This window comes from Streptomyces sp. AMJ-169, assembly GCF_055597585.1.
This window is the reverse complement of sequence record NZ_JBVLTJ010000006.1, coordinates 499,245-518,448: the sequence shown is the minus strand read 5'-3', so window position 1 is coordinate 518,448 and position 19,204 is coordinate 499,245. Positions and strand designations below refer to the sequence as shown.

The window sequence follows — 19,204 nt, the reverse complement described above, 5'->3', positions numbered from 1 at the left end:
TCAGGTCTTGGTGCGGAACTTGTGGATCGCGACCGGCGCCATCACCAGCGTGATCGCCGCCGACCAGCCCAGCGTCACCCACAGGTCGTGCGCCACCGGACCGCCCACCATCAGTCCGCGCGCCGCGTCGGCGAGCGTGGACAGCGGGTTGTAGTCGGTGAACGCACGCAGCCAGCCCGGCATCGAGTTGGTCGGCGCGAAGATCGACGAGCCGAACTGGAGCGGGAACAGCACCAGGAACCCCATCGCCTGCACGGACTGCGCGTTCTTCATGATCACGCCGAGGGTGAGGAACACCCACATGATCGAGGAGGCGAAGACCGCCGAGAGCCCGACCGCCGCGAGCAGCCCCGGCCAGCTGTTGATGTGGAAGCCGACCAGCAGCGCGACGACCATCAGCACCGCCGTCGCGAACAGCATCCGCACCAGCTCCACCGCGATCTTCGCGAAGAGCACCGAGCCGCGGCCTATCGGCAGCGACCGGAACCGGTCCATGACACCGGAGTTGAAGTCCTGGCTGAACCCCGTCCCCACGCCCTGCGACAGCGTCATGCTCATCATCGCGATCATGCCCGGGATGACGTACTGCACATAGCCGTCCTGCCCGCCGCCGAGCGCCTGCCCGATCGAGCCGCCGAAGACGTACACGAACAGCAGCGTGAAGATGACCGGCATCAGCAGAGCGTCGGCCATCGACTCCGGGTCCTGCCTGATCCACAGCAGATTGCGCCGGATCAGCGCCCCCGTGTGCCGCAGGTGGCCGCGCAGCGGGATACGGGCGTTGACAGGGGCGGGGGCGGCGGCTGTGGTCGCGCTCATACGGCGACCTCCTCACGGTCGTCGGCGGGCAGTCCGGTCTGCGGGGCGCTCGCGCGGTGCCCGGTCAGCGACAGGAACACCTCGTCCAGGCTGGGCAGTTCGGTGCTGATCGCGGAGAGCGTGACCCCGCGCGAGGTGACCGCGCCGACGACGGCCGTCAGCTGCTCGTCGCTCAGGATCGGCACCAGCAGGGCGCCGCCCGCCGTGTCCACCGTCGGCGCGGCGAGGCCGGTGATGCCGAGGTCGTCGAGGAACACCGACAGCGGCCGGAGGTCACCGGCGTCGGCCGGCCTGATCCGCAGCGTGCGCCCGCCGACCTTCGCCTTCAGCTCGTCGATCGCGCCGGCCGCGACGACCTTCCCCCGGTCCACGACCGTCAGCTCGGTCGCCAGCTGCTCGGCCTCCTCCATGTACTGCGTGGTCAGCAGGACGGTCACGCCGTCCCCGACCATGCTCTTGACCTCGTCCCACACCTCGTTGCGGGTGCGCGGGTCGAGCCCGGTCGTCGGCTCGTCCAGGAACAGCACCTGGGGCCGCCCGATCATCGACGCCGCCAGGTCGAGCCGGCGCCGCATGCCCCCCGAGTACGTCTTCGCCGGCCGCTTGGCCGCCTCCGTCAGCGAGAACCGCTCCAGCAGCTCGTCGGCCCGCGCCCGCGCGGCCTTGCGCGGCAGGTCCAGCAGCCGCCCGATGAGATACAGGTTCTCCCAGCCCGGCAGCTTCTCGTCGACCGACGCGTACTGCCCCGTGAGCCCGATCACCCGGCGCAGCTGGCGGGGCTGGCGGACGGCGTCGTAGCCGGCCACCGTCGCCTCGCCCGCGTCCGGTGTGATGAGCGTCGAGAGGATCCGCACCAGGGTGGTCTTCCCGGCGCCGTTCGGCCCGAGCACCCCCATCACGGTCCCCTCGCGGACCTCCAGATCGACCCCGTCCAGCGCCTTGGTCTCGCCGTAGTGCTTGACCAGCCCCCGTACGGTGACGGCGCTTCCCCCGCCGCTGGGCTTGATTTCCTTCATGCCGACCACGGTGCCAGCCCCCACCGACAAAGCACCGACAGGCCGCCGACAAGCAGGCACTCAGTGCCGTACGGCCTCCGCGCCGTCCACCGGTACGTGCCCGGCCACCACGCGCTCGTGTCCGTGCAGCGGGGCCCGGCGCCGGTCGACCGCGTACGCCGCCCCGGCGACCCCGAGGCCCAGCACCGCCAGCGCGGCGCCCGCGAGCGCCGGGGACGTCACGCTGAAGCCCGCCGCCAGGGCGAGCCCGCCGATCCAGGCGCCGCCCGCGTTGGCCAGGTTGAACGCGGCCTGGTTCGCGGAGGACGCCAGCGAAGGAGCCGTGGACGCCTTCTCCATCACCATCAGCTGGAGCGGCGAGCCGGTGATGAAGGCCGAGACGCCCAGCAGCGTCACCGCGAGGGCCGCGCTCCACCGCGTCGCCATCAGCGCCGGGAACAGCGCGAGGACGGCCGCGAGGGAGGTCATGCCGCCGAACAGGGTGCCGCGCAGCGAGTGGTCCGAGAGCCGGCCGCCGACCAGGTTGCCGATGGTCGCGCCGACCCCGAACAGCGCCAGCAGCAGCGTCACGCTGGAGGCGGCGTACCCGGCGGAGTCCGTGAGCATCGGCGTGATGTAGCTGTACGCCGAGAACAGCGCGCCGAAGCCCGCGATCGTCGTACCGAGCGCCAGCCACACCGGCAGCGACCGCAGCGCGGCGAGTTCGCCCCGGACGCCCGTCGTGCGGACCTGCTGCGGGCCGTCGTCGGGGATGAGCAGGGCGAGGGCGGCGATGGCGGCCAGGCCGATGGTGCTGACCGCGAGGAACGTGGCGCGCCAGCCGAAGTGCTGGCCCATGAGGGTCGCGGCGGGGACGCCCGCGACGTTCGCGACGGTCAGGCCGAGGAACATCAGCGAGACCGAGCGGGCCTTGCGCTCCGGCGCGGACAGCTGCGTCGCGACGACCGCGCCGACGCCGAAGAACGCGCCGTGCGGCAGCCCGCTGAGGAAGCGGGCGGCGAGGAGGGAGTCGTAGCCGGGGGCGAACGCGGAGAGGGCGTTGCCGGCCACGAAGAGGACCATCAGGCCGATCAGGACCTTGCGGCGGGCCATGCGCGAGGTGAGCGCCGCGAGCAGCGGGGCGCCGATCACCACGCCGAGGGCGTACGCCGAGACCAGGTGGCCGGCGGAGGGGAGGGAGACGTCCAGGTCGTATCCGACGTCGGGCAGCAGGCCCATCATCACGAACTCGGTGGTGCCGATGCCGAACGCGCCGATCGCGAGGGCGAGCAGGGCCAGGGGCATGGAAGGAGAGGCCTTTCGGGAGGCTGAGCGGAGGCAGGGCAGAAGGGGGCGGTACGTTTATCGTAACGCCTGTTTGTTCATCGTCGGAACAAACACTGCCTCGCGCTCTATTCCCCAGGGTTACGGCGCGGTGTCATTTGTAATTACATCAGCTCAAACACGTCAGCTCGTGCGGAGGTCCACCCGCGCCGCCACCGGCAGATGATCGCTCCCCGTCGCCGGCAGCGTCCACGACGTCACCGGCTCCACCCCCTGCACCATGATCTGGTCGATCCGCGCCATCGGGAACGCCGCCGGCCAGCTGAAGCCGAAGCCGCTGCCCGCCGCGCCCTGCGTGGAGCGCATCTGGGAGGTGACCGCGTTCAGGGAGCGGTCGTTCATCGTGCCGTTGAGGTCGCCCAGGAGGATCTTGCGCGGCAGCCGTTCGTCCTTGATGGCCTCGCCGAGCGCGTTGGCGCTCTTGTCGCGCTGCCGGGCGGTGAAGCCGGCCTCCAGCTTCACGCGCACGGACGGGAGATGGGCCACGAAGACGGCGATGTCGCCCTCCGGCGTCGTCACCGTCGCCCGCATCGCCCGCGTCCACCCCAGCTCCAGGTCGACCGCCTTGACCGCGCTCACCGGGTACTTGCTCCACAGCCCGACCGTGCCCTGCACCGAGTGGTACTGGTAGGTCGCCGCGAGCGTGCGCTCGTAGGTCGGCACCGCCGACGCCTTCAGCTCCTCCAGCGCCACCACGTCCGCCCCCGAGGCGGCGACGTCACGGGCGGTGCCGGCCGGGTCGGCGTTGTCGGCGTTCACGTTGTGGGTGGCGACCGTCAGGTCACCGCCGGTGCCCGTGCGGTCCACCAGCAGCCCGCCGAACGCGTTCAGCCACACCGCGACGGGCAGGACGACCGCGATCAGCGCCGTGGCCGAGCGGCGCACCAGCGCCAGCAGGAGCAGCAGCGGGACGGCCAGGCCCAGCCAGGGCAGGAACGTCTCGATGAGGCTGCCGAGGTTGCCGTAGCGGTTGGGGATGTGCGAGTGCAGCAGCAGCACCCCGGCCAGCGCCAGCGCGCACGCGGCGAGGATCAGCCCGCGCCGCCACACCCGCCGGTCGCGCCAGCCCGACAGCCACCGGCCGGTCAGGCGCCGGAACCGGTTTCCCCGCTGCTCGGACCCCGAGCCGCCGTTTGCCGTCTCCGCCAGATACGCCTGTTGCGCCATACCGCGATCGCCCTCACTGCCTGCCGTGCCACACCGTCGTCCCCCGGGTACGACCCTAGGGGATGATCGGCGCTGATCCGGTCGTCACATGACGACCACATGCGGAGTCAGACGGTCGTGGCCCGGTGCGCAGTTGCGTCATCCCTGTTCGGAGCCTTGACTGTGACGGAACTCAGACATTCGGATTAATCGGCGGGCGAGCTGACGGGCTGTAGCCCGGTGAGCAGAGTGTCCACGATGTCCCGGGCCAGCCCCTCCTTCAGATCCCCGTCGGGGCGCAGCACCGTGCGCACCAGCATCGGGCCGACGAAGATGTCGTTCAGGAGTTCCACGTCGACGTCGGCGCGCAGCTCGCCGTTCGCCTGGCCCCGGCGCAGGACTTCGAGGCCCATGAGGCGCCGGGGTTCGACGACGATGCTGTGGTAGGCCGCCCAGATCTTCGGGCTGCTCTTCATCTGGGCGTGCACGTTGTGCAGGATCGCCGAGGTGCGGTTGGCCAGGCCCCGGCGGCGCAGGGCCTCCAGGAGCGTCACGAGGTCGTCGCGCATGCTGGTGCCGGGCAGTTCGGGGTCGTCGGGCTCGGCGGCCCGCACCACCTCGACGAACAGCTCCTCCTTGCCGCTCCAGCGGCGGTAGATCGCCGCCTTGCCGACCCCGGCGGTGCGGGCGATCCGCTCGATGGACAACTCGCCCAGCGGCACGCCCTCTTCGAGGAGCTTCATCGTCCCTTCGAGGATCGCGCGCTCCACGGCCTCACTGCGCGGCCGGCCCCTCGTGATGCTCACGTCACCCGTCCTCTCCTCGTGCCACCAGGGCAATTGTCCGCCCCCGTGACCTCGCGCGTCACCGCACCAACTCGCCCTTGTGCTCCGCCTCCTGCCCGGACTTCGGCCGGCCCGGCAGGAAGACGGCGACGACGACGGCGCCGATCAGCGCCACCCCGGCCCCGCACAGCGCGGTCACGTGCATCGCGTGCAGGAACGCGTCGTACGCCGGAGTGACCAGCCCCCTGCCCTGGGCGCCGAGCTTGGCGGCGACGCCGAGGGTGGCCTCGATCGACTCGCCCGCCGTCTCCCGTACGGCGGGCGGCAGTTGACCGAGGTGGCGCTCGACCCCGTTGCGGTAGGTCGTGGACAGCACCGAGCCGAGCACGGCGATCCCGAGCGCGCCGCCGACCTGGCGGAAGGTGTTGCTCAGCGCGGACGCGGAGCCGGCCTTCTCGCGCGGCAGGGCCTGCATGATGACCACCGACGTCGGCGTCATGATGTGCGCCATGCCGGCGCCCATGAGGAAGAACACGATCTCCAGCAGCCAGATCGGCGTGCTCTTCCCGAACGTCGCGAACGCCATCAGCGTCGCCGCCAGCAGCACCAGCCCGCCGGTCGTCGTCGCCTTGTTCCCGAACCGGTCGACGACCAGCCGGGCGCGCGGCGCGAAGATCAGCTGGGCGACCGCCAGCGGGAGCAGCAGCAGACCGCTCTCCAACGGCGAGTACCCGCGCACGCTCTGCGTGTAGAACACCGAGAAGAACGTCACGCCCATCAGCGCGAAGAACACCAGCGTGATCGCGGCGATCGCGGCCGAGAACACCTTGTTCTTGAAGTACCCGATGTCGATGGACGGATGGTCGCTGCGCTGCTCGTGCACGACGAACCCGGCCAGCACCGTGAGCCCGGCGAAGATCGTCACGAGCACGGCCGGGTCCGTGAAGTCCGCCAGCTGGCCGCCCTTGATGATGCCGTACACCAGCAGCACGAGGCCGACGACGGACAGCGCGACGCCCACCGGGTCGATCCGCCCGGGATTCGGGTCGCGGGAGTCGGGGACCAGCCAGATCATCAGCGCGATCGCGGTCACCACGATCGGCACGTTGATGAGGAACACCGAGCCCCACCAGAAGTGGTCGAGGAGCAGCCCGCCGGTGATCGGGCCGATCGCGATCGCGAGGCCGACGCCGCCCGCCCAGATGCCGATCGCCTTGGGCTGCTCGTCGCGCTCGAAGACGTTCATCAGCACGGCCAGCGTCGCGGGCATCACGCACGCGGCGCCCAGCGCCATCAGCGCCCGGAACGCGATCAGCGCCCCCGGCGAACCCGACTCGGCGGCCAGCGCCGAGCCGATCCCGAACACCGCGAGCCCGCCGAGCAGGATCTTCTTGCGGCCCAGCCGGTCGCCCAGCAGCCCCGCCGAGAACAGCAGGCCCGCGAAGACGAGCGTGTAGGCGTTGATCGCCCACTCCAGCTCGCTCTGCGTCGCGCCGAGCCCCACCGGGGCCGGGGTGGAGATGGTCTTGATCGCGACGTTCAGGATCGAGTTGTCGAGGACGACGATCAGCAAGCTCAGCATCAGCACGCCCAGGATCGCCCAGCGGCGCCGGTGCACGGCCTCCGGGACGGTCGGGGCGGGAGCAGGAGAAGTCATGCCACGAGCCTAGGTCAATTCCGATACGGTGCCGTTCCGTATCGGAATTGCTTTACCCGACCCTTACCTGTACGTGGGGCGGATCACTGTCCACCGGGGTCCTCTGGTCCCCGCGAGGGCGAAGTGCCACCATGGGAGTGATCCGGGGACGCCGTAAGGGCGCCTCGAGATGACATAAGGAGCCGTTCACCATGACGCAGCTTCCGGCTGCCCAGAACACCTCCTCCGACGGCAGCAAAGCGCTGTACGGAGGCAAGGGCACCCGCCGCATCACGGTCCGCGACCTCGCCCTCGCCAAGGAGCGCGGCGAGAAGTGGCCCATGCTCACCGCCTACGACGCGATGACCGCGAACGTCTTCGACGAGGCCGGTATCCCGGTCATCCTCGTCGGCGACTCGGCGGGCAACTGCCACCTCGGCTACGAGACCACCGTGCCCGTCACCCTCGACGAGATGACGATCCTCTCGGCGGCCGTCGTCCGCGGCACGAGCCGCGCGCTCGTCGTCGCCGACCTGCCCTTCGGCTCCTACCAGGAGGGCCCGGTGCAGGCGCTGCGCTCGGCGACCCGGCTGGTCAAGGAGGCCGGCGCGGGCGCGGTCAAGCTGGAGGGCGGCGAGCGCAGCCACGCCCAGATCCAGCTCCTCGTCGAGGCCGGCATCCCGGTCATGGCCCACATCGGCCTGACCCCGCAGTCCGTCAACGCCATGGGCTACCGCGTCCAGGGCCGCGGCGAGGAGGCCGCCCAGCAGCTGCTGCGCGACGCCAAGGCCGTCCAGGACGCGGGCGCCTTCGCCGTCGTCCTGGAGCTGGTCCCGGCGGAGCTGGCCGCCGAGGTGACGCGGGTCCTGCACATCCCGACCGTCGGCATCGGCGCGGGCCCCGACACCGACGCGCAGGTCCTCGTCTGGACGGACATGATGGGCCTGACCTCCGGGCGGGTACCGAAGTTCGTCAAGAAGTACGCCGACCTGCGGGCCGTGATGACGGACGCGGCGAAGGCGTACGCGGAGGACGTGGTCGGCGGAACGTTCCCGCTGGAGGAGCACTCGGTGCACTGAGCTCCGCCGGATGTGCCGTGAGGGGCCGTCGTCCGGGTGCGGCCGCGTCGTGGCCGGTCGCGCCCCGCGGCGGAGCCGCTGACAGATACCGCCCCGCGCCCCTCGGGCGGCGCTGCCGGACCGCGGTCGCCTTCACCGGGTCCGCCTGGCCACTGCGGCACCAAAGCAGCCCGCCGGTCTTCCCCCAGCCGGCGGGCTGCTTCTGTTTCTTCGGAGCCGGTTATACCGACTCGCGCCAGCCGTTGGTGATCGGCAGGCGGCGGTCCTTGCCGAAGCCCTTCGCGGAGATCTTCGTGCCCGGCGGGTACTGGCGCCGCTTGTACTCGGCGGTGTCGACCATGCGGAGCGTCCTGACGACCAGTTCGCGGTCGTAGCCGGCGGCGACGATCGCGTCGGCGCCCTGGTCGCGGTCGACGTACAGCTCCAGGATCGCGTCCAGGACCGGGTAGTCGGGCAGCGAGTCGGTGTCGACCTGGCCGGGGCGCAGTTCGGCGCTCGGCGGCTTGCTGATCGAGTTCTCCGGGATCGGCGGGGTCTGGCCGCGCTCGGCGGCGGCCCGGTTGCGCCACTCCGCGAGCCGGAAGATCGACGTCTTGTAGACGTCCTTGATCGGGCCGTACGCGCCCACCGAGTCGCCGTACAGCGTCGAATAGCCCACCGCCAGCTCGGACTTGTTGCCGGGGGCGAGGACGATGTGGCCCTCCTGGTTGGAGATCGCCATCAGCAGCGTGCCGCGCAGCCGGGACTGGAGGTTCTCCTCGGCGAGACCGGTCAGCTCGGTGGCGGACATGTACGCGTCGAACATCGGGGCGATGGGGACCGTACGGAAGTTCAGGCCGGTGCGCCGGGCCAGCTCCGCCGCGTCGCCGATGGAGTGGTCCGAGGAGTACTTCGACGGCATCGCGACGCCGTACACGTGGGCGGCGCCGACCGCGTCGCAGGCGAGGGCGGCGACCAGGGCCGAGTCGATGCCGCCGGACAGGCCGATCAGGACCGACGTGAAGCCGTTCTTCTCGACGTACGCGCGCAGGCCCACGACGAGCGCCGAGTAGACCTCCTCGTCGTCGTCCAGGCGGTCCGCGTAGGCGCCGGCCATCGTCGGCTCGTACGCCGGGACGGGCTCCTCGCTGAGGATCACGCGGTCGATGCGCAGCCCGTCGTCCACCACACCGCTCGGGGCGGGGGTCGAGGCAGCGGGGAGGTCCAGGTCGAGGACCACGCAGCCCTCGGTGAACTGCGGGGCGCGGGCGATCACTTCGCCGGAGGCGTCGACGACGATCGAGTCGCCGTCGAAGACCAGCTCGTCCTGGCCGCCCGTCATCGCCAGGTAGGCGGTCGTGCAGCCGGCCTCCTGGGCGCGCTTGCGGACGAGCTCCAGGCGGGTGTCGTCCTTGTCGCGCTCGTAGGGGGAGGCGTTGACCGACAGCAGCAGGCCGGCCCGGGCGGAGCGGGCCGCCGGGACCCGGCCGCCGTCCTGCCACAGGTCCTCGCAGATCGCCAGCGCCACGTCGATCCCGCGCACCCGCAGCACCGGCATGGTGTCGCCCGGCACGAAGTAGCGGAACTCGTCGAAGACGCCGTAGTTCGGCAGGTGGTGCTTGGCGAAGGAGAGGACGACCTCACCGCCGTGCAGCACCGCCGCCGCGTTGCGCGGGGCGCCGGCCGGCTGGCCGTACTTCGGCTGCGCGGCCTCGGAGCGGTCCAGGTAGCCGACGACCACCGGGAGCTCCCCGAGGCCCTCCTCGGCGAGCTGGGCCGCGAGCGTCTTCAGGGCCGCGCGGGAGGCCTCCACGAAGGAGGAGCGCAGGGCCAGGTCCTCGACGGGATAGCCGGTCAGCACCATCTCGGGGAACGCCACGAGATGCGCACCCTGCTCGGCGCAGTGCCGGGTCCAGCGGAGGACGTTCGCGGCGTTACCGGCGATGTCACCGACGCGCGAGTCGATCTGGTTCAGAGCGAGGCGAAGTTGAGGCACGCCGCCCAGTGTAATCGTCAGAGCGACGCGATGGGGTGGCGCACGGTGTCGGGCACCTCACTGCGGAAGACCCGGCCGTACGCCACCCCGTGCGGGAGCTACTTCTTCTTGTACGACTCCACGTAGCCCGGGGCGGGCGAGCCCACGCCGGTCACGTCGTCGTAGCCGGTCACGGCCGACAGCGAGCTGTCCTTGCCGAGGCTGCGCACCGAGGTGGTGACACCGCCGGTGGCGTCGTAGCCGTTCACGAAGTCCAGGCGGGCGACCGCCAGGCCGGAGCCCGTGGGGTTGTCCGTGACGTCGTGGTAGGCCGGGGAGCCGTAGCGGGCGTAGATCTGCGGGTTGGCGAAGCCGATGGCCTTGCCGCCGCGCGCCTGCTGGGCGAGGGCCTGGACGGCGGCGATCACCGGCGAGGCCAGCGAGGTGCCGCCGATGCGGTACTCGCTGTACTGCTGCGAGCCGTCGGGGAAGGTCTGCGTCTGGCCCACCTTGAAGCCGGTGTTCGGGTCGGCGATCGCGGCGATGTCCGGGACCACGCGGTTACCGCTCGCGCTGTTGGCCTTGGCGAGCGCGTCCGGGACGACCCCCTTCTGGTAGAAGGGCTGCGCGACGGTCTTGCTGGTGCCGCCGCCCGCGCCGGAGGTGTAGGCGCCGGGGAAGTTCGTCCAGCTCTTGCCGTCGGCCGACAGGACGGCCTTCTCGGTGCCCCAGCCGGTCTCCCACAGGTACGTGTCGCCCTTGCCGACCGCCAGCGAGGTACCGCCGACCGCCGTCACCCACGCGGAGTTCGCCGGGGTGTCGACCTGCTTGGTGCCGGTGTGGGCGACCTCGTCGCCGTTGTCGCCGGAGGAGAAGTAGAAGCCGATCCCCTCGACCGCGCCGAACTGGAACACCTGGTCGTAGGCGGCGGCCAGGTCGGGCGTCTGGTTGGCCTCGACGTCGCCCCACGAGTTGGAGACGATGTCGGCGAGGTGCTTGTCGACGACCTTGTGCAGGGCGTCCAGCAGATCGTCGTCGGAGCAGGAGGCGGCGCCCACGTAGGTGACGTCCGCGTCCGGCGCGACCGCGTGCACGGCCTCGACGTCCAGGGTCTCCTCGCCGTACCAGCCGGCCGCGTCGCACCCGTCGGCGCCGGTGTTCGTGTACGTAGGCGGCAGCACCTGCTTCAGCTGGCCGGTCTTCCAGCGGGCGTCGCCGTGCGCCTTCGCGTACGTCGCCGCGTCGAACGCGATCGTCGGCGAGGCGTAGGCGTCCGTGATGGCGATCTTCACGCCCTTGCCGGTGTACTTGCCGGCGCCGTAGGCGGCCCGCAGCTGCTTGCCGGTGTAGCCCTCGACCGCGTACGGGATCTTCGCGCCGTAGGCGGCCGGCAGGGCGGCGGCGACGTTCGAGCCGTAGTACGACGAGAACGGGCCCGAGTTCTTGAACACCGTGCTGGGCGCGGGGAGCGTGTCCTTCGCGGTGGCCCGGTGCGGCGCGTTGTCGAGGCCGGTCACGGTCAGCACGGCGCCGTCGAGGCCGGCCGGGGCGCTGGCCGCCTTGGCGGGGGCGTGGTAAGTGTGCCCGCCCTTGCTGTAGTTGTGCAGCTGGGTGCCGAACGCCTTCTCGGCGGCGGCCACTTCACCGGTCACGGACACGTAGTGCGCCGTGGTGCCGGTGACCTTGAGCCCGGACTGGGTCAGCCACCGCTGAACGGCTTTGACCTGCGCGGGAGTCGCCCCGAAACGGGACTGCGCGGCCGGTGCGCTCAGGTACTTGCCGTAGGACGGCGAGGCGGGGTCGGAGACCGCCTTCGCGTAGGCGGCGAGGCCCTTGGCGTCACCGGCGAAGTACACCCGGACGCTCACCTGGGCGGAGTCCGCGGTGGCGCCCTTGTCGGCCTGCGCGGTGGCCCACGCCGGCTTGGTCCCGGCCAGCGTGTCGCGGGCCGGGCCGTCCGCGGCGTGGGCCGCGGGTATGCCGAGCGCGAGGACGCCGGCGACCATGGGCAGTGTCGCTGCCAGGCTCACTCCGGCGCGCAGCGCGGCACGGTTGGATCTCATAGGACCCCCTGGGAAAAGTGGTTCGACGCGGGGTGGATCACCCGAGACGGCCACTCTCACGATGAACTGTCCATGCCAGGGGAATGGAAAACCCAAGAGGAGCCCAAGCGGGTTCCAGGTGGGCGGATTTGGGCGGTATGGCCGTGAACTGTAGGGAAAACCCTAGGGGGTTACTGTGAACGGGGTGTTGCGCACGGGTCCGCCGGGTATCAGCGAGTTTTTCGCTCGAGGGGTCAACGCGCCGCCGCCCCCCGCTCCTTGAGCATCCCCGCCATCAGATCGATCTCCGACTGCTGCGCCGCGACCATCCCCTGCGCCAGCCGCTTCTCCACCCCCACCGAGCACGTGGAGACACAGCCCTGCGCCATGTGCACCCCGCCCTTGTGGTGGTCGGTCATCAGCTGGAGGTAGAACACCTCCGCCTGCTTCCCGCTCAGCGAACGCAGCTTCTCCAGCTCGGTGTTGGTGGCCATCCCCGGCATCAGCGAACCGTCCTTCGCCTCCACCATGTCCCCCATCCCCATCCACGTCATCGGCGCCTGCGAGGACACCTTCGGCAGCCCCCACAGATCGAGCCAGCCCAGCAGCATCCCGCGCTGATTGGCCTGCGTCTGCGCGATGTCGTAGGCGAGCCGGCGTACCTCCTCGTCCTGCGTGCGGTCGCGCACGATGTACGACATCTCCACGGCCTGCTGATGATGGACGGCCATGTCCCGGGCGAACCCGGCGTCGGCCGAGTCGGCGGCCGGCACGCTCAGCGTCGTCGCCGAGCCGTTGTCCTCGGCCACCGCGTACGTGATGCCGCCGGCGGCGAGCAGCGCGGTCACGGCCGCGCCCGTGACGAGTCCCGTGGTCAGCTTCACTGGGCGAGCCCGCCCGTGCACGCGGCGCCCGGCTCCGGCGTCTGCTCGCCCTGGACGTACTTCGCGAAGAACTTGTCCACATCCGGATCGGCCGCCGACGTCACCGTCCGCTGGTGCCCCCACGCCGTCATCATGATCGGATCGGCCTGCTTGTCGTCCGGGCTCATCAGCGTGTACGGCGTCTTCTTCACCTTCTCCGCCAGCGCCTCGACATCGCTCTTCGCGGCCTTGCTGTTGTACGTCACCCACACCGCGCCGTGCTCCAGCGAGTGCACCGCGTTCATGTCGTTCAGCGCCTTGGTGTACACGTCACCGTTGCAGTTCTGCCAGATCGCGGCGTGGTCCCCGCCGACCGGCGGCACCGTCGGGTAGTGCACGGTCTTCGTCACGTGCGTGCGGCCCAGCGTGCCCTGCCAGGTCTTCACCCCGTCCGAGCCGGTCTTGAACGACCCCGATGCCTTCGCGTCGGCGGCGGCCTGGGCGTCGTTGTCGTCCTTGTTCTTCTGGATGACGAAGACACCGCCCGCGACCAGCGCGGCCACGGCCACGACGCTCCCGGCGATCACCAGCACCCGGCTGCGGCGCTCCCGGGCCTTCTCGGCCCGCCGCATCTCCTCTATTCGCGCTTTGCGCTCGGCACTGCCGGCCTTGTTCGTCTTGTTCGCGGAACCCATGGCTGTCTGTCCTTCTGGGCGGGCGGTGGGGGGTGTTCGATGCGTTCGAGTCCGGACGATGGTAATGGGGGAGTGGTCGATCGGGCGAGGTCCGGTCGGGGTGGGCGCCCCGGGCATTACGGATGTCCGTCCGAGCAGGCAAGATGGGGTACAGAGCGGTACACCTGGCGTATGTGAGGCGTTCAGGCGGAGGCCGGACGGCCGATCATGGTCGGCAACGCGCATGAAATGGTGTTGTGGTGTGATGCTCAGGTGCCCGACCGCCTCTCGAAGGGACCCGAGGCAGGCGGCCTGACCAGCAAGGATGGGGAAGCGGAAGATGGACAAGCAGCAGGAGTTCGTGCTCCGGACCTTGGAGGAGCGCGACATCCGGTTCGTACGCCTGTGGTTCACGGACGTACTGGGCTTCCTCAAGTCGGTCGCCGTGGCCCCGGCGGAGCTGGAGCAGGCGTTCGACGAGGGCATCGGATTCGACGGCTCGGCCATCGAGGGCTTCGCCCGCGTGTACGAGTCCGACATGATCGCCAAGCCCGACCCGTCGACGTTCCAGGTCCTGCCCTGGCGCGCGGAGGCCCCCGGCACCGCCCGGATGTTCTGCGACATCCTCATGCCCGACGGCTCCCCGTCCTTCGCGGACCCCCGGTACGTCCTCAAGCGCGCCCTCGCCCGCGCCTCGGACCTCGGCTTCACCTTCTACACCCACCCCGAGATCGAGTTCTTCCTCCTGAAGGACCGCCCCCTCGACGGCTCGCGCCCCACCCCGGCCGACAACTCCGGCTACTTCGACCACACCCCGCAGAACATCGGCATGGACTTCCGCCGCCAGGCGATCACGATGCTGGAGTCCATGGGCATCTCGGTCGAGTTCTCCCATCACGAGGGGGCGCCCGGCCAGCAGGAGATCGACCTGCGCTACGCCGACGCGCTGTCGACGGCCGACAACATCATGACGTTCCGCCTCGTCATGAAGCAGGTCGCGCTGGAGCAGGGGGTGCAGGCGACGTTCATGCCCAAGCCGTTCTCGGAGCACCCCGGCTCCGGTATGCACACGCACCTCTCGCTGTTCGAGGGCGACCGCAACGCGTTCTACGAGTCCGGCTCGGAGTACCAGCTCTCCAAGGTCGGCCGCTCCTTCATCGCGGGCCTGCTGAAGCACGCGGCGGAGACGTCCGCGGTGACGAACCAGTGGGTCAACAGCTACAAGCGGATCTGGGGCGGCACGGAGCGCACGGCGGGCGCCGGCGGCGAGGCCCCCTCGTACATCTGCTGGGGCCACAACAACCGCTCGGCCCTGGTCCGCGTCCCCATGTACAAGCCCGGCAAGACGGGCTCGGCCCGCATCGAGGTCCGCTCCCTGGACTCCGGCGCGAACCCGTACCTGGCGTATGCGCTGCTGCTGGCGGCGGGCCTGAAGGGCGTGGAGGAGGGCTACGAACTCCCGGCCGGCGCCGAGGACGACGTCTGGGCCCTCTCCGACGCCGAACGCCGCGCGATGGGCATCGAGCCGCTGCCGCAGAACCTCGGCGAGGCGCTGACCCTGATGGAACGCAGCGACCTCGTGGCGGAGACCCTGGGCGAACACGTCTTCGACTTCTTCCTGCGCAACAAGCGGCAGGAGTGGGAGGAGTACCGGTCCGAGGTGACGGCGTTTGAGCTGCGGAAGAATTTGCCGGTGCTGTAGGGGATCACGCGGAGGGGGCCGACGGTCACGAACCGTCGGCCCCCTCCGCGTGCGTACCGGCTACTGGGGCTTGAACGACCGGATCTGGTAGTCGCCCTGGAGGTTGCCGCCCGCGACGGCCGGGGTGGACCCGACGCGGCTGTTGTAGTTCGTGTTCGTGTAGTACTGCACGCGATGCGCGGTCCCGTTCCAGAGCGAGCGCACCTTGTCACCGCGCCGGATGAAGGAACAGAGGTCAGCGGTGTTCGCCACCTGCGCCTGCGACCACTGACAGCGGGTGCCCCCGCCGTTCCAGTCGCTGTAGATGCAGAAGTACCCGGAGGTGCAGTTGTAGGCCGGCGGCACGGCGGGCGCCGCCACCGCGGCGGGCACGCTCCCGAGCACAGCCGCGAAGGCGGCGGCGGTGACGGCTAACGACTGGATGCGGCGCATGAAGTCTTCCTCTCCCTCATGGGCGGTGCGGATTTCTCACACCATTGGACAATCTTGGCCAATCGCCCAGAAGGTAAACGGAGAACAAAGAGTCGACATGTCGCTTAATAGGGTGAGCGGCGGTCCAAGGTACACATCCTGTACCTTGAGGGCATGGCTCTGAAGCGCACCAACGTCTACGCCGACGACGGCGACCTGGCCCTGATCAAGGACGCCGCCGCGCGCCTGGGCGTGCCGGAGGCGGAGCTGATCCGGGAGGGCATCCACCGGATCGCGCTGTCGCACCGGGTCTGGGACGAGCCGTTCGTCTCCGACGAGGAGACCTTCGACTTCGGCGGCCCCGTGGAGCGCGAGGAGGTGCGGGCGGCCGTGACCGAGGGATACGAGGCGAAGGAGCGCCGCAACAACGGGCGCGCCGCGTGATCGCCGTCGCCGACACCTCCGGGATCCTCGCCCTGTTCAACCGCTCCGACCCGGCGCACCACGCGGCGAGGAAAGCCGCCGACCAGTGCGGTTTCCTCGTGGCGACCCCGCTCGCCCTCACCGAGGTCCACCAGGTCGCCACCAGCCGCGCGGGCCGCGCCGCCGCCGACGCGATCCTCCGCTCGCTCACCGCGCGGGTGCGCCAATTGCGGCTGGTCCTCGCGCCGCCGACCCCCGAACTCCTCGACGCCGCCCTGACCGTGCGCGCCCGCTACGGCTCCCTCGACCTCGACCTGGTCGACGCGGTCAACGTCGCCCTGGCCGCCGAGTACGACACCGACGCCGTCCTCACCCGCGACCTCCGCGACTTCAGAGCCGTACGCCCCCTCGGCGGCCGGTACACCCACTTCCGGGTGCTGCCCGACGACCTCAGCTGATGAACGCCGGGGACACCGCCGCCGTGCTGATGCGTTGGGGCTTGCCCGTCCCGTCCGCCGGGAGTTCGTACAGGTCCGCCCCGTAGTCCCCGGGTAGCGCGTACACCACCGTGTGGTCGTTCTTCCAGACCGCCTGGTCGTCCACGCTTCGGGGCTCCGCCAAGGGGGTTTCTTGGAAAGTGTGCAGGTCCAAGGTGTACAGGTGCCACGGGGCGTCCTTCGGGAGGCCGGGGACGCGTTTTTTGTAGGTGATTTTGGTGGCGTCGGGGGAGAGGGACGGGCACTCCACGTTCTCGTGCAGGGTTGTTGCGGTGTGTGTGGTCAAGTCGCCCTTGATCAGGTATGTCTTGCCCTTTGTCGACAGTGTCGCGTAGAACGTGCGGTCGTCCCCCGCGAACGTCACGCCCCAGAAGTTGACGTCCGGCGCCCGGTAAGGGCGGCCGTCCTTCAGGACCCTGAACTCCTCCAGTGTCGGGATCAGCACCCCCGTACGCGTGTCCACGATCGCCGTGCGCGTCGAGAAGTTCGTCCCCGCGTACGAGTCACCGCCCACGAACGCCGTCCAGGCCGCGAAGTGACCGGTGGGGGAGACGCGGGCGCGGGAGGGGATGCCGGGGACGTCGTACCGTGCCCGCTCCTTGAGATGTGCGTCCAGGATCAGCGCGCGGTACGTGTCCGAGACCGGGCCGTGCTCCGCCTGGAGGCAGACTCCGGTGCCGGCGGCGGCGTAGAAGCGGAGGCATTTCAGGTGCGAGGCGGTGCGGGGGCCGGAGGGGGCGGTGACGGCCGAGATCTCGTCCCGGTGCGGGCCCCACGCCATGTTCCGGAACACCATCAGCCCTGGTGACGTCAGGTCCACCGCACCGGAGGTGACCTCCGGGCCGCCGGGCTGCGCCTGGTCGCGGCGCTCGGCACGTGCGGAGGCGTGCAGGACTGAGGCTACGGCGATGGCGGCTAGGACGAGTACGGCGGCGGCTAGGACGAGGAAGCGGTTACGGATGCTCATGTCGGGTTCCTCGCGATGTCGTCGGAGCTCGGGTGTACGGAACGCCTGTTCATGCCGGCCCTCGGGTGTACGGCACGCCTCTTCACGCCGGCCCTCGCGCTCGTGTCACGCCTGTTCACGCCGGACCCGGGGTTCGCGGCACGCCTCTTCACGCCGACCTCCGGGTGCGCGGCACGCCTGTTCATGCCGGACCCGGGGTTCGCGGAACGCCTGTCCACGCCGGACCCCAAGTTCGCGGAACGCCTCTTCACGCCCCCTCCCGCACCCGCAGCAACCCCACCGACACCACCGCCCCGCACGCCAGCACCCCCGCCGAAACCCCCAGCGCCGCCCGGTCCCCCCACACCGTCCACATCGCCCCGAACCCCAGCGAACACGCGAACCGCGCCGCCGACTGCCCCGTCTGGACCAGCGCGAGACCCGACGAGCGCAGCTCCTCCGGCACGCTGTCCGAAGCCGCCGCCATCAGCACCCCGTCGGTCGCCGCGTAGAACCCCCCGTGCAGCAACAGCACCAGATACGGCAGCGCCGACCCGTGCCAGGACGTCAGCAGCACCGCGTACGCGGCGAGCAGCGCGGCATGCCCGGCGAGGAACACACGCAGCCGCCCGGCCCGGTCGGCGAGCCGCCCCAGCGGCACCGCGAGCAGCAGGAACGCGGCGGCCGTACCGAGCGGCAACAGCGCGAACCAGCGGTCCGGCACCCCCAACCGCCGTTGCAGCAGCAGATACACGAACGAGTCACTGACGGTCGCGAGCCCGAGGAGCAGCGCGCAGAGTGTGGTGCGGCGAAGGGCGCGGTGGCGGAGGAGGGAGAGGGCGGCGCGGAGGGTGGGACGAGGGGCGCCCGGAACGCCGGAAGTCTCAGCGCGGGGTACGCCGGAAGTCTCAGCGCCGGGAACACCGGAAGCCTCAGCGCCGGGAACGTCGGAAGTCTCAGCACGGGGTACGCCGGAAGTCTCAGCGCGGGGTACGCCGGAAGTCTCAGCGCGGGGTACGCCGGAAGTCTCAGCGCCGGGAACACCGGAAGCCTCAGCGCCGGGAACGTCGGAAGTCTCAGCACGGGGTACGCCGGAAGTCTCAGCGCGGGGTACGCCGGAAGTCTCAGCGCCGGGAACACCGGAAGCCTCAGCACGGGGTACACCCGAAGCCTCAGCGCCCGGAACGCCGGACCCCCCGCCGCCAAGCCCCCTCGAAGCCCCGCCCCCGGCCCCACCCCCCGGCACGAACAGCACCAACACCACCACCCCCACCACCGCCACACAAAAACTCACCGTGAACACGGCGTCGTACCCCTCCACCGCCTCCCGCAGGATCAGGAACGCCACCAGCGGCCCCAGCAACGCCCCCGCCGTGTCCATCGCCCGGTGCACCCCGAACGCCCGCCCCCGGTTCTCCGCCGTGGACGACAACGAGATCAGCGCGTCACGCGGCGCCGTACGCAGCCCCTTGCCCGTGCGGTCCGCCGCGAGGATCAGGCCGATCGGGGTCAGGGAGTGCGCGAGCAGCAACAGGGGTTTGCAGACCGCCGAGAGGGCGTACCCGAAACCCGCCACCCACTTGTGCCGCCCCCCGCCCCGGTCCGCGAGATGCCCGCCCACCAGGCGGACGACGGCGGAGAAGCCGTTGTACACGCCGTCGAGGAGGCCGAAGCCCAGGGGGGAGAGGCCGAGACCGGCGACGAGGTACAGGGGGAGGACGGCGGTGACCATCTCGGAGGAGACGTCCGTGATGAGACTGACCGCGCCGAGCGCGAGGACGGTGGGGGCGACCCGGGCCACACGCGACCCCCGGAGCGCCGGGGACGCCCCCACCGACGGCTCGGACACCCGCGCCCCCGGCCCGGACACCGGCCCCTCGGACACCGG

At 70.7% G+C, this 19,204-nt stretch carries 17 protein-coding genes; 4 read left to right on the top strand and 13 right to left on the bottom strand.

The genetic code is table 11. The features are described from left to right. The 6 genes from ACYUD3_RS18345 to ACYUD3_RS18320 form a co-directional block, all read right to left on the bottom strand. Positions 1 to 819, bottom strand: coding sequence for an ABC transporter permease (locus ACYUD3_RS18345; protein ID WP_470970910.1), 819 nt, complete (start codon positions 817 to 819; stop codon positions 1 to 3). Continuing rightward, on the bottom strand, positions 816 to 1,835 hold the full coding sequence (locus tag ACYUD3_RS18340; protein ID WP_470970907.1) for an ATP-binding cassette domain-containing protein: 1,020 nt from the start codon (positions 1,833 to 1,835) through the stop codon (positions 816 to 818). The genes ACYUD3_RS18345 and ACYUD3_RS18340 overlap by 4 nt, the downstream gene beginning before the upstream one ends. Before the next feature lie 60 nt (positions 1,836 to 1,895). Then, positions 1,896 to 3,119: an MFS transporter gene (locus ACYUD3_RS18335; RefSeq protein WP_470970905.1), complete on the bottom strand. Its 1,224-nt coding sequence runs from the start codon at positions 3,117 to 3,119 to the stop codon at positions 1,896 to 1,898. Positions 3,120 to 3,281: 162 nt separating this feature from the next. Beyond that, entirely contained in the window at positions 3,282 to 4,325 is a 1,044-nt protein-coding gene (locus tag ACYUD3_RS18330) for an endonuclease/exonuclease/phosphatase family protein (RefSeq protein ID WP_470970902.1), read from the bottom strand. 185 nt (positions 4,326 to 4,510) lie between these two features. Next, positions 4,511 to 5,110 (bottom strand): TetR/AcrR family transcriptional regulator, encoded by a 600-nt coding sequence (locus ACYUD3_RS18325; RefSeq protein ID WP_470970899.1) that lies wholly within the window; start codon positions 5,108 to 5,110, stop codon positions 4,511 to 4,513. A gap of 58 nt (positions 5,111 to 5,168) precedes the next feature. Further along, positions 5,169 to 6,746, bottom strand: coding sequence for an MFS transporter (locus tag ACYUD3_RS18320; protein WP_470970897.1), 1,578 nt, complete (start codon positions 6,744 to 6,746; stop codon positions 5,169 to 5,171). A gap of 191 nt (positions 6,747 to 6,937) precedes the next feature. Here ACYUD3_RS18320 and panB point away from each other — a divergent pair, with 191 nt between their 5' ends. Next, positions 6,938 to 7,804, top strand: coding sequence for a 3-methyl-2-oxobutanoate hydroxymethyltransferase (gene panB / locus ACYUD3_RS18315; protein WP_470970894.1), 867 nt, complete (start codon positions 6,938 to 6,940; stop codon positions 7,802 to 7,804). A gap of 220 nt (positions 7,805 to 8,024) precedes the next feature. Here panB and ACYUD3_RS18310 read toward each other — a convergent pair whose 3' ends face one another. From ACYUD3_RS18310 to ACYUD3_RS18295, 4 genes are all read right to left on the bottom strand, one after another. Beyond that, the gene (locus ACYUD3_RS18310) at positions 8,025 to 9,779 is read right to left on the bottom strand and encodes an NAD+ synthase (protein ID WP_470970892.1); all 1,755 of its coding nucleotides are present in this window, start codon (positions 9,777 to 9,779) and stop codon (positions 8,025 to 8,027) included. Positions 9,780 to 9,877: 98 nt separating this feature from the next. Continuing rightward, complete coding sequence (locus ACYUD3_RS18305) at positions 9,878 to 11,821, bottom strand: S53 family peptidase (protein WP_470970889.1); 1,944 nt, start codon at positions 11,819 to 11,821, stop codon at positions 9,878 to 9,880. 233 nt (positions 11,822 to 12,054) lie between these two features. Then, positions 12,055 to 12,684 (bottom strand): DUF305 domain-containing protein, encoded by a 630-nt coding sequence (locus ACYUD3_RS18300; RefSeq protein ID WP_470970886.1) that lies wholly within the window; start codon positions 12,682 to 12,684, stop codon positions 12,055 to 12,057. Continuing rightward, on the bottom strand, positions 12,681 to 13,358 hold the full coding sequence (locus tag ACYUD3_RS18295) for a DUF3105 domain-containing protein (protein WP_470970884.1): 678 nt from the start codon (positions 13,356 to 13,358) through the stop codon (positions 12,681 to 12,683). The genes ACYUD3_RS18300 and ACYUD3_RS18295 overlap by 4 nt, the downstream gene beginning before the upstream one ends. A gap of 319 nt (positions 13,359 to 13,677) precedes the next feature. Between ACYUD3_RS18295 and glnA the strand changes: the two genes are divergently transcribed. Continuing rightward, complete coding sequence (gene glnA, locus ACYUD3_RS18290) at positions 13,678 to 15,039, top strand: type I glutamate--ammonia ligase (RefSeq protein ID WP_416967012.1); 1,362 nt, start codon at positions 13,678 to 13,680, stop codon at positions 15,037 to 15,039. 60 nt (positions 15,040 to 15,099) lie between these two features. Here glnA and ACYUD3_RS18285 read toward each other — a convergent pair whose 3' ends face one another. Beyond that, on the bottom strand, positions 15,100 to 15,471 hold the full coding sequence (locus ACYUD3_RS18285) for a peptidase inhibitor family I36 protein (RefSeq protein ID WP_470970881.1): 372 nt from the start codon (positions 15,469 to 15,471) through the stop codon (positions 15,100 to 15,102). 153 nt (positions 15,472 to 15,624) lie between these two features. Between ACYUD3_RS18285 and ACYUD3_RS18280 the strand changes: the two genes are divergently transcribed. Further along, complete coding sequence (locus tag ACYUD3_RS18280) at positions 15,625 to 15,894, top strand: hypothetical protein (RefSeq protein WP_470970878.1); 270 nt, start codon at positions 15,625 to 15,627, stop codon at positions 15,892 to 15,894. Next, complete coding sequence (locus tag ACYUD3_RS18275; RefSeq protein WP_470970876.1) at positions 15,891 to 16,331, top strand: type II toxin-antitoxin system VapC family toxin; 441 nt, start codon at positions 15,891 to 15,893, stop codon at positions 16,329 to 16,331. Before ACYUD3_RS18280 ends, ACYUD3_RS18275 begins: the two co-directional genes overlap by 4 nt. On the opposite strand, the gene ACYUD3_RS18270 is transcribed toward ACYUD3_RS18275, so the two are convergent. Then, positions 16,324 to 17,337 (bottom strand): TolB-like translocation protein, encoded by a 1,014-nt coding sequence (locus ACYUD3_RS18270; RefSeq protein WP_470970873.1) that lies wholly within the window; start codon positions 17,335 to 17,337, stop codon positions 16,324 to 16,326. The two genes, ACYUD3_RS18275 and ACYUD3_RS18270, sit on opposite strands and share 8 nt — an antisense overlap. A 247-nt stretch (positions 17,338 to 17,584) precedes the next feature. Beyond that, positions 17,585 to 19,117, bottom strand: coding sequence for an MFS transporter (locus tag ACYUD3_RS18265; RefSeq protein WP_470970871.1), 1,533 nt, complete (start codon positions 19,115 to 19,117; stop codon positions 17,585 to 17,587). Between the last annotated feature and the right edge of the window lie 87 nt (positions 19,118 to 19,204).